This is a genomic window from Haloarcula marismortui ATCC 43049 (assembly GCF_000011085.1).
GTDB lineage: Archaea > Halobacteriota > Halobacteria > Halobacteriales > Haloarculaceae > Haloarcula > Haloarcula marismortui.
Map to the genome: position 1 here is coordinate 278,483 of NC_006397.1, position 9,568 is coordinate 288,050.

The 9,568-nt window shown below is 57.1% G+C and carries 11 protein-coding genes and 1 pseudogene; 8 read left to right on the forward strand and 4 right to left on the reverse strand.

Translation table 11 applies throughout. From position 1 onward, the window contains the following. Nucleotides 1–83: 83 nt before the first annotated feature. Nucleotides 84–1,232, reverse strand: a complete 1,149-nt coding sequence (locus tag RR_RS21075; protein WP_079891026.1) for an FAD binding domain-containing protein — start codon at nt 1,230–1,232, stop codon at nt 84–86. Between the two features lie 193 nt (nt 1,233–1,425). Between RR_RS21075 and RR_RS21080 the strand changes: the two genes are divergently transcribed. Further along, entirely contained in the window at nt 1,426–2,532 is a 1,107-nt protein-coding gene (locus RR_RS21080) for a tubulin/FtsZ family protein (RefSeq protein WP_049939244.1), read from the forward strand. Nucleotides 2,533–2,702: 170 nt separating this feature from the next. Further along, nucleotides 2,703–4,067 carry a bifunctional metallophosphatase/5'-nucleotidase gene (locus RR_RS21085; protein WP_011224878.1) on the forward strand — a complete coding sequence of 455 codons (1,365 nt, stop codon included), beginning with the start codon at nt 2,703–2,705 and terminating at the stop codon, nt 4,065–4,067. 26 nt (nt 4,068–4,093) lie between these two features. Here the strand turns inward: RR_RS21085 and RR_RS21090 are convergent, their stop codons facing one another. Continuing rightward, nucleotides 4,094–4,615: a GrpB family protein gene (locus RR_RS21090; protein WP_011224877.1), complete on the reverse strand. Its 522-nt coding sequence runs from the start codon at nt 4,613–4,615 to the stop codon at nt 4,094–4,096. Nucleotides 4,616–4,985: 370 nt separating this feature from the next. On the opposite strand from RR_RS21090, the gene RR_RS22660 reads away from it, so the two are divergent. The 3 genes from RR_RS22660 to RR_RS21100 all read left to right on the forward strand — a co-directional run bounded on the left by RR_RS22660 (nt 4,986) and on the right by RR_RS21100 (nt 6,005). Then, nucleotides 4,986–5,159 carry a hypothetical protein gene (locus RR_RS22660; RefSeq protein ID WP_011224876.1) on the forward strand — a complete coding sequence of 58 codons (174 nt, stop codon included), beginning with the start codon at nt 4,986–4,988 and terminating at the stop codon, nt 5,157–5,159. Continuing rightward, complete coding sequence (locus RR_RS21095; protein ID WP_049939245.1) at nt 5,156–5,356, forward strand: hypothetical protein; 201 nt, start codon at nt 5,156–5,158, stop codon at nt 5,354–5,356. The genes RR_RS22660 and RR_RS21095 overlap by 4 nt, the downstream gene beginning before the upstream one ends. Before the next feature lie 325 nt (nt 5,357–5,681). After that, nucleotides 5,682–6,005 (forward strand): hypothetical protein, encoded by a 324-nt coding sequence (locus RR_RS21100; protein WP_011224875.1) that lies wholly within the window; start codon nt 5,682–5,684, stop codon nt 6,003–6,005. A gap of 304 nt (nt 6,006–6,309) precedes the next feature. Here the strand turns inward: RR_RS21100 and RR_RS21105 are convergent. Both RR_RS21105 and RR_RS21110 read right to left on the reverse strand, forming a co-directional pair. Continuing rightward, nucleotides 6,310–6,783 (reverse strand): annotated as a pseudogene (locus RR_RS21105) (IS200/IS605 family accessory protein TnpB-related protein); the annotation flags it as partial. A gap of 18 nt (nt 6,784–6,801) precedes the next feature. Beyond that, on the reverse strand, nt 6,802–7,074 hold the full coding sequence (locus RR_RS21110) for a hypothetical protein (protein WP_011224874.1): 273 nt from the start codon (nt 7,072–7,074) through the stop codon (nt 6,802–6,804). Nucleotides 7,075–7,255: 181 nt separating this feature from the next. Here RR_RS21110 and RR_RS21120 point away from each other — a divergent pair, with 181 nt between their 5' ends. The 3 genes from RR_RS21120 to RR_RS21130 all read left to right on the forward strand — a co-directional run bounded on the left by RR_RS21120 (nt 7,256) and on the right by RR_RS21130 (nt 9,540). Then, nucleotides 7,256–7,618 carry a hypothetical protein gene (locus RR_RS21120; protein ID WP_137440595.1) on the forward strand — a complete coding sequence of 121 codons (363 nt, stop codon included), beginning with the start codon at nt 7,256–7,258 and terminating at the stop codon, nt 7,616–7,618. Nucleotides 7,619–8,032: 414 nt separating this feature from the next. Then, nucleotides 8,033–9,025, forward strand: a complete 993-nt coding sequence (locus RR_RS21125) for a ParA family protein (protein ID WP_004966660.1) — start codon at nt 8,033–8,035, stop codon at nt 9,023–9,025. Next, nucleotides 9,025–9,540 carry a hypothetical protein gene (locus RR_RS21130; protein ID WP_011224870.1) on the forward strand — a complete coding sequence of 172 codons (516 nt, stop codon included), beginning with the start codon at nt 9,025–9,027 and terminating at the stop codon, nt 9,538–9,540. Before RR_RS21125 ends, RR_RS21130 begins: the two co-directional genes overlap by 1 nt. Nucleotides 9,541–9,568 lie beyond the last annotated feature (28 nt).

A 9,568-nucleotide genomic window follows, 5' to 3' on the forward strand; every position in this document is an offset into this window, starting at 1 on the left:
ACAGCGCGGGAAGACAGTGCCAGCGTCTAAAAATCAGTACCAAGCATCTGCCCGAGAAAACCTGCACACAGAACGGTAGTCCATCAACTCCCGAGGGACAACCGTTCGTCACCCATTCGCTTGCCCTGGGCAACGAGACGCGCTCCGTAGTCGGTTCGGGCATCATCCCAGGACGCCAGTGCGCCTCCAAGGGAACTGTGGCGGTCGAGAGCGGCTTTGAGTTCAACGGCATCACTCGCCGCCTTCGAAGTGCCAGCGGCAGTGTGCGGACGGGCGACGAACGCCGCATCTCCAACCAGACAGACTCTGTCGACTGTCATCTGGGGGCTTTGCAGGTCGTAAATTGCCTGCACGAAGGGGGCTGCTGTTGTTGCAACGAGGTCGGTAAACACGGGCGGCAGTGTCTCGGCGGCCCGCTCGCGCTGGTGACTTTCAACTGGGTCTCGGAGCTGTCCCGGCGACACGCTGAACTGCTGGCTCGTGCCTGTTGTGTCGGTGAAGATGGTCTCACGCTCTCGCCCGGAGAGTGTGTCGTACCAGACCCAGTTGAGACGGCGGTCTCCCGGGGCGGTGTTACCGTCTTCGCCGGGGATGAAGTACGCGAGGATGAGCATCTGTTCCCCCTGATAAAACGTGAACCGGCCGTCGAACGCGTCGATGACTGCGTCCGATAGCTCCGCTTCTGAGACGACACCACGCCAAGCGACGTAGTCGGCAAACTCCGGGTCGGCGTCGGGAAACAGTTGCGCACGGGCTGTAGACTGCCCGCCGTCGGCAGCGACGACCAGATCGGCGGTGGTCCGGTCCCCGTCGGAAAATGTAACCGTGCCGTCTGTGGCCCTGACACCCGTGACAGTCTGGCCGGTGTGGTACCGGTCGTCTGGGAACGCCGCTCGCAGCTGACGATAGACGGCGTCCCAGGAGGTGAACACCATTGAATCCGGCGTCGACGTTCGCACATCGCCGTCAGCGGTCAGAAAGCGCCGCTCACTGGCTCGGGTGGTTATGTTCGCCGGGTCGACGATGTCGTGGCGCGAGAGGAACTGGCGGATTGACTGCTGGGCGACGATGCCGCCGCCGCGACTTCGGAGGTCGCCGGCCGATTGCTCAGCGATAGTCACGTCGTGACCTGCACTGTCGAGCGCAATGCCGGTAAACAGGCCACCCATCGACCCGCCGGAGATAGTAACAGAGAGGGTATCAGATGGTTCGTTGGCGAGGTCCTGAGACACGGCCCCTCTCAGCGCTTGCCGTATGAAAGGCCTCTGTTCCTCCGACACGCGACAGTATCTTCCCGGACACCAGCTTTGGGAAGCGCCAGTGCAAATCAGACGCTATTCCGCTGTAATTCATCATGCCACGAAGTGCCAGTGGGGCGTCATACCGAGTCGGACTATTAATGTCAGTCTACACCAAACTCGACGTATGCGAGTCGCGGCAGTCGGAATCGGTGGTGCTGGGGGCCGGATCGTTGAGCGGCTATGGCAGGACAATGAACGCCGCGAAACAACGTATCTCGGCGCAGCCTGTGCCGTCGACACGGACACCGAAGCGCTCGACGAACTCGACGCACTCCCGGCCGACCGGCGGTATGCCTTCGGACTCTCCGAAACAAATGGGACCGGAACGAACGGGGACCGAACGAGCGGCACCGCCGCCATCGAAGACGAACGGCTCGAAGTTCGCCGGGCGATAGACGAACTGGTGACAAGCGATATCGACGCCGTCGTCCTCGTGGCGGGGCTTGCAGGCGGGACGGGGAGCGGCGCCACGGCCCACATCGCTGATGCACTCAGAGAGGTTTACTCGATTCCAGTCTACTGTCTGTCGGTGTTACCCGCCGGTAGGGACGACGACGCAGCCGCGAACACGATGCAGGCACTCCGGGCGCTGGAATCGACCGTCGACGGGCAAATACTGTTCGACAACGAAGCGTGGCTCGGGAGTGGACAGACGGTCGAGTCGGCCTCCGAGACGCTGAACGAGACCATTGTGGCGCGGCTGGGGGCGCTATTCGCAGCAGGTGAGGCGACGGCACCCGACGCTGTCGGCCAGAGTGTCGTCGACGCCAGCGAAATAATCAATACCCTCTCAGACGCGGGTTTCACAACGCTTGGCTACGCCAGTCAGGATCTGCAAACGGGTGCTGGCAGCGGTGACGGAACGGTCATAGACCAACTCAAGAACCGCTTTCTCGGTGACAACGCAGACGATGTCGACGAAATCGAGGCGTACAACGCCGTCGAGACGACACTTCGCCGAGCGGTGCGTGGCAAACTGACGGCCCAGTGCGAGCTGGATTCAGCCGATAGAGCCCTGGCTGTGTTTGCCGGGCCGCCCGCGTGGTTGATTCGGGATGCTGTTACCGACGGGCGACGATGGCTCACGGAGGAACTCCAGTCACCCGAGGTGCGGAGCGGCGATATGCCGACACCCGACCGGAACACGCTGTCGGTTCTGGTCGTAGTTAGCGGCGTCACGGAACTGCCGCGGCTGGTGGAACTCAAAACGCTGGCCGAACAATCGAGCTAAAGAACTCGGATCGGAACAGGTGGTGGACGCGCCAGTCAAGGCTATTTTTCGAAAGCGTATCTCGCCCAGCAATAGAGGCGGTTTCACAGAGGGGGCCAGAGCGGGAGCCCTGGGCTAATATATCACAAGCGAAATACACTTTTATGCCCCGCTGGAATCAGCTTTGAGCGATGTCGGTCCGGTTGCTCCACTACTCTGACATTGAGAACGCCTGTGACGACCCTGTGCGAATGGGTCGGCTTGCCGGAACCATCCAGTCGATCCGCGGGGAGGACGCAGTAGTCGCTGGCACCGGCGACAACACTGCACCGGGTGTCCTCGCCCATTACTGCGAAGGGCGTCAAGTGATACCGTTTTTCCGGGCAGTGAGTACCGACATCGGGACGGTAGGGAACCACGATTTCGACTTCGGGACTGCTCCCATTCTGGACGTGGTTTCAGAGAGTCCACAGAAGTGGATCGTCGCGAACGTTTTTGAAGGGGAGAGGGAGGGCGGGCGTGGCGTTCCCTTCGCTGGGTTAGACGGAACGACAGTCCTGCATCGGGATGACCAGCGAGTCGGATTCGTCGGCGTAATCGATCCTGCGACTCCCCGGATTGCACCCACCGGCGCGTCAGAGCTGACCGTGACCAGTCCTGTTGAGAGCGTGCAAACAGCGGTCAGCGAACTCGGTCACAGTGTCGACCAGTTCGTTGTTCTCGCACACTTACGGAGCGACTTAGAGACCGACGTTGCGGCCGTTGACGGCGTTGACGCGGTCCTTGGCGGCCACGTCCACAAGGAACGCCACGAGGTTGTCGACGGAACACTGGTCGTCCGTCCCGGAGCGAACGGACAGGTGGTCTGGGAAGTCGAACTCTTCAACGGGAATCGCTCGCCGATTGCCACCCGTCATTCGACAGCCGAGGGACCTATCGACGAGTCCGTGGCTGACACGACCCGCGAACAGCTGGACGATGTCGGTCTGCTGGAGACTGTTGCCACTGTCGACGACCCGATCCATCGGGACCTTGACCGGCGAACCTGCGGCGAGAGTCGTGTTGGCAACCTCGTGGCCGACGCCTATCGCTGGGCGGCTGATACCGACGTCAGCTTCGTCCACAATGGCGGTCTCCGAACGGGTCGCCCCCTGTCCGGCGAGGTCACCGCTGGCGAGGTGGCCAGCGTAAACCCATTCGGCGGCAGGGTAGACGTCCTCCATGTCTCGGGTGAACAACTACGAACCCTCTTGCAGGCTGCCTTCCGTCCCCACCGCGAGGACGGACGGCTCTGGCACGGCGACATCAGCGGAATGACTGTTGAGTACGACACCGAGGCTGGACGGCTACTGGGGGTTGCCGTCAACGGGCAGCCTATCGAAGCCAGTCGAGAGTACAGGCTTGCCACCAACTCCTATGTCGCCTACAGCGATGACTGGCCAATCCCACATGAGGCAACCGTTGATTCGTTCGGTCTCCCGTTCAAGGCCGTCGCAGACTACGCTCGTGAAGAAGGCCTTACTGTCCGAGTGGATGGGAGACTCCAAGAATGCTGACCGCAACGAATCCCGCTCAATATGAGCTACGTCCTCATTGCACGGTCAAGTACGTCCCGGATGAAATCACTTTTTTCAGCAGTGTATTTCTCTCTCGTTTCCGGGTACTTCTCCGCTAGTGCCCGCTTTATCGACGCATATTGTTCGGCAACCTCTGGATGGGCTCTAAGGTACTCTCTGAAGGCGATTTTTTCGTCATAAAAGTCACTATCCCGTTCCGCGAGTGAAAGGTAGTGCGTCCGGTTCGTGCGTGGTCCTTTGGCGAAGAATAGCCGGCCGCGTACGTCGTCATCGGCTCGGTATTCATACCCGCTCTCTTCAAAAGCCGGAATCAGGTCTCTCACAGCTTCCAAGTCTTCGACAACAGCGAGTATGTCAATTATCGGTTTCGCCGGCACTCCTTCGATTGCGGTACTACCGATGTGTTCGAAATCGAGCAGTCGCTCACCTGCAACGGCTTTCAGGTGTGCAACTTCATTTTCATAGTGGTGTTTCCACTCCTCTTGATGCGGGACGAGTTCGACTGTCCCGCGTTCTAATCCGAGCATTAGTGCCGTGAGCTGCGTTTCAAGCAAATGTTTGTTACACGAACTGATAGAATTTTGCTCTGCGCTGAGTGATTCAGGAGTCTTGGAGATGGTGTGTGAACAGTTCTATAACACCCTTACTACAGAGAAGTTCTGGGACGGCCAGTTCCCGAAGGGGACCGTCTAGAAGTATCCAATACGCCGAGCCCTTCGGTGACGGACTCGCCGTCAACCCCGGCAGTGTCGGCCAGCTATAGGATGGTATGGGCAACTTTGCGCCGTTTCCAGCGACACAACACAGCACTGCACAATAGCTGGGTTGGAGTCGGTCGAGTAACAGCCTGGTTGCGGGAGCGGTGGACTTACACTTTCTATCCAACAACTCTAAGTCATGGTCTCCAGACAGACGAAAACCACCCTCCCATTCATTGTCGTCGCAATGCTGCTCTGGTACGTCTCACTGGGCAGTGTCGCCACGTGGGTATCTTGGGCCGTTCTCGTTGGCTTTGGCGTCGTGTTGCCGACAGTACTCACCAGCTATCAGCGGGATGCAACAGAGCAATGAACGACCTCTACAACCGTCTCGACCAGTGGCTCCGCAACCGTTCGCGCGCTGAATACGCACTCCTCACAGGAGCCATGACGGCGTCGATACTGTTTGGGATTGGCGTAGCCATCGGGAGGCCACTCGGCTCCGACGCAATGATGCTCGGACTCACAATGACGGTGGTCTACTACTGGCTCGATCCCAATGCGAAGTGATAAACAGCGACTGTCGGCTGATCCACTCGCCCCAATACGCGTTATTTCACGACTTCTGGTCTTCCGTGACGAGTTTTGTAAGCCGGGGGTATTCCATCGCGATTTTCAGGGGTCCCGCGTGGTACTCCTGTTTTGGAATGTCCCTTAGGCCAGCGTCTCGGAGTTCGTGTCTGTCCACAAAGTCGAGCGTGCCCTCAAACTCAGCCCACGTATCTGAACGTCGACAAATACCTTCCTCCGAGGACTCGTCGTAGGGGAACCTCAGTCGGCGCTTCCAGCCGGGGAAGTAGACACGTTTTTACTGATCGATTCTAGATTTCGTGTTATGGCAGTAGATAACAATCGATGTGAGACCGGCCGTGCTGCCACGCTTCCTGATGTTGTTCCATTCCATTTACCTCATTTGACACGGCAGAGCTGGGAATTGGGCACACGCTCTATTCAAGATGAGCAAACGGTGGAGCTCGGCAAATGGTCCTATCAAGCTGGACAGTGGTCGCTATCGCTGTTTGAGGTGACAAGTGAGACCGCCATTATCCGTATCCAGACACCAGTTGGCCGAAAGCGGTATTATGGGGCAATTCAGTCAGAGCTCCGCTCGGCGCTTCAAGAACTCGAAGCGAGCCCAGCCTGGCAGAAAGTTGTGTGAGTAGCGCCGATGTATTGCTGGCCGAACTCAAAACCGACCAGAGCCGAAAGCTCCTGCTCTAGCAACTTGAAGCAGACGGGTGCTCGTTCTGTGGCATCAATTTAGTGTCGGAGCGCGACCTACAGAACGAACCTGTCGCTGACAACCACGGAACACCATCGGTTGCGAGCGTCTTTGAGAGTGTTGCCGGCGAGTGGAGAGTGGTTGCATTCACACCTTGCGGAGAAAATGCGACGTAATGGCAGATAGAGAGATTGTAACCCCGAGTCACAAAACTTTTCGATACCAACCAGATACTGATTAGTTAGGTACTGGCCCCGCTCAATCGCTCCCTACTCCACCCCAAACGCATCGACTGGTCCGGGGCTAGAGCCTGTCGTCGTAGATGACGACCCCAAACGGTGCGTTGCACGCCACTCCCCCCGCCTGCGGCCACTATTATCTTTGCCTGCTTCAAAGTAAATTTTGTCTGTAATACTCGTCTGTAGTAATTATCTGTGATAGGATTCTGGATCAGGTTCTGAAACCCACGGTCTCGGCATTTGAACCGCTTCTCCCGCCTGTTCCCACGCTCCGTGTATAAACACGCGGTGCGAGGACACCGCTGACTCGTGTACTCCGGGTCTACGTCATCCGACGACACACCGTCACGAGCCACCTTGTACGTGATCAGATCTCGAAGCTTGGCGAACGGCACCGAGTGCAGGTGGCGGTTCATCCGGGTCCCGTAGTTAATCGAGTCTCGCATGTCTTTGGGGTCTCCAAAGACGATGACCTGATTCTCGAACTGCGAGACCTACCTAACGACGGTACGTGACATCTTGTGGAGTTGGTCGTGAACAGAGTCTCGTTTCTCCTGTCCCACGACCGTCTTGAACGCGGTCTGACCTGCCTCTCGTATCCACCTGCGCTTCGTGAAGCACTCATGCCGTCGACGCTTCACGTCCAGGTATTCGAGAACGAGCGAGTCCTGTACGTTGCCGCTTTCCCAGTTCATCGCGGCGAGTGCGACGCGGTTCTCGTTGATGTCCACGCCGACCACGTATTGGATTCGCTGGCGTGTGGACATTGGCGCCTGTGTTGGTGACGGTGATGTGGAACTGTCAGTCACCACGATGTTGGAGGAGTTCCGCGGTACCGACACGCCACGCGGACTTGTTGAGAGCAGTCGTGAGAAGATTGTGGTGGTCAGGACTGCCCTTCAACTTGCCTTTGGCGTGGTGGTATGGTTTCGCTGAGATGGGGAAGCGGTGCGTGTTATCGTCGGTTTCGGTGATGCGGTAGCCTTCGCGGTGGTTCATCCGCATTGGATAGGGTTCGTGGATGTAGGGGTTGGGTGCGCCCCAGTCCTCGTCATCGCCCTCGTCGTAGTTCGTGAGTTCCTGTTGGGCTTTGTCGATTATTTGCTGGCAGGTGTTGTTGACGAGGGCGGCTTTCCCGACCGCGGCGTCTTTGATTTCGCCCCAACTCTATCCTTGGTAGTGGAGACAGATGATTTCGTTTCGGAGGCGACGGGCTTTGAGGAGGGTGGGTTCAAGCAGCTCCTCGCCCTCTTCAACAGTGAGTTGGAAGGTGAGGAAAAGGGTCTGCTCCATACCCGTTGTGTCGTGTGATTATCTGCTAAAAGCTGCGGCGTGGCTGCTGGGCTTCACCCCCTCCCACGGTGGGGCGAGGCACTCGCCCTCATTAACTAGTGTAGACGTTTAGCCCAAACCAATTACAGACAAAAAGCTGTAATTGCTGTCTGTAACAAATTGCTGTTCTGGCATCAATGCGGCTTGCTATCTAAAGTAACTCCAGACGATTATCTGTACCGAACATCTGTTCCATACAGCCGTTACAGGCGCTTAGTATGGACATCTATTACAGATAATTGCTACAGATAAATGTTCCAGATCAGGCGCAATCCGATCTCTGTCTTGCGGTAGAGGTGCAATTACAGATAATAGATACAGACAACTGGTACAGGCAGCAGTCACGAATGTCTGACACAGATATATCTAACAGAAGTTCAAATGAGGAAGCGTATGATAACGACCGTCGTCTACGCTGAGTCTGGGGGGACATACAAAACGACCATGACAGCAAATCTCGCGGTTGGGTTCAAACGGATGGGACTTGATGTCCTCGTGATCGATTTGGACCCACAAACGGGCAACCTCACCTCACTCTTCGACGTCGGTAAGAATCGTGGAGACCCGGAAGCTGACAATCTCGTAAAGCACATTCTTGAAATGCCAGACGGGGACTTCGACAACCTCATCGAGACCTCTGAAGAGGGTGTTGATATTATTCCAAGTCACGATATGCTGGGCGATTTCACTTCCAATCTTGAGCAGAAGATTTCCTACGAAACGGGCATGAAGGGAATTTCTCGAGACGAGTATCCCCGCTTTGAACTTCTCTACAATCTTCTCTGGGAGCAAGAGCAGTTGAACGAAGAATACGACGCGGTCCTCATCGACCCTAACGCACGCGCTGAAGACCTGCTCTACAATGCCATCTACGCGCTTCGGACATTAGTGGCACCTGTCAAGCCAGCTGGAAAGGGAAGTCTCAGTCTTGATGGTCTCGAAGAGATGGTCGGGAACATGGGGACTGCGTTGGACATCGAAATCGGGCTTTCGTGCGTGGTTCCATCCGGAGTCGGCCAGACAAACGCCCACAGGCAGTATCGCGATCAGTTCGAAAATACGGACGCCTTCGCAACGCCAGTGTCGATCGGGTCACGCGAGAGTTTGATGGACGCCATGTGGGAAGCCCGTGGCTCTGCGTTCAAAGTAGTAGAGGAGCGGTGGAAGACCTACGAAGAGGACGAGGAGATGGTCTCAAAAAAGGGAGAGCGGCGAGTGCCCGACCGTGAACTCGAGACTCTGGATAAACTTTGGCAACTGGCGGGGTTCATTGCGACTGAGACGTTCGATGTCGACGTTGATGACAAACTGGTCTTAGATATCGACGACTATGGAACCGAGACGATGCAGTTTGACCTCACCGCTAAGCCGGAGGTGGCTGACTAATGGGGGGCGATTCATTCAAATCAGGATCAGGTAACCTCAGCTTCGGAGATGATCAGGAAGAAGCAGACGACGAGCCAGCGGAAGCCGGTGAGGAAATCGATGACATCGCAGACGAGGAGGCGGACGATCGGGAACCCAAGGAAGCCACCCCTGAGGAGGTAGATGACAGCCGGGACTTCTCTGAAGCGAAGGGGGCCAATAGTCCCAACGAAGAGAGTACGACGAGCACTCCCACGGCCAACGATGCCGAACCACACCAAACGAGTGCTCACCAGTATCCGTACTTCGTCCGTCGGAGTAACGTCGGGGACGAACGAGACAACCGTCTCGAACTCTTCGCTCGCGATAAAGTCGTTTCGCGAGAAGCGGAGTTTCGGAGCCAGCTTGCTTCGGAACTCGGAACGGACGACATTGCGAAGACGGACGCCCGTGAGTATGCGCTTCTTGCAGCGTTCGACAACGTAGAGGCCGTTGCAGAGCTCATGAGAGGAGACGGATACGGAGAACTCGATTAATCGTAACAGACGGCTGGCTTACACTCGA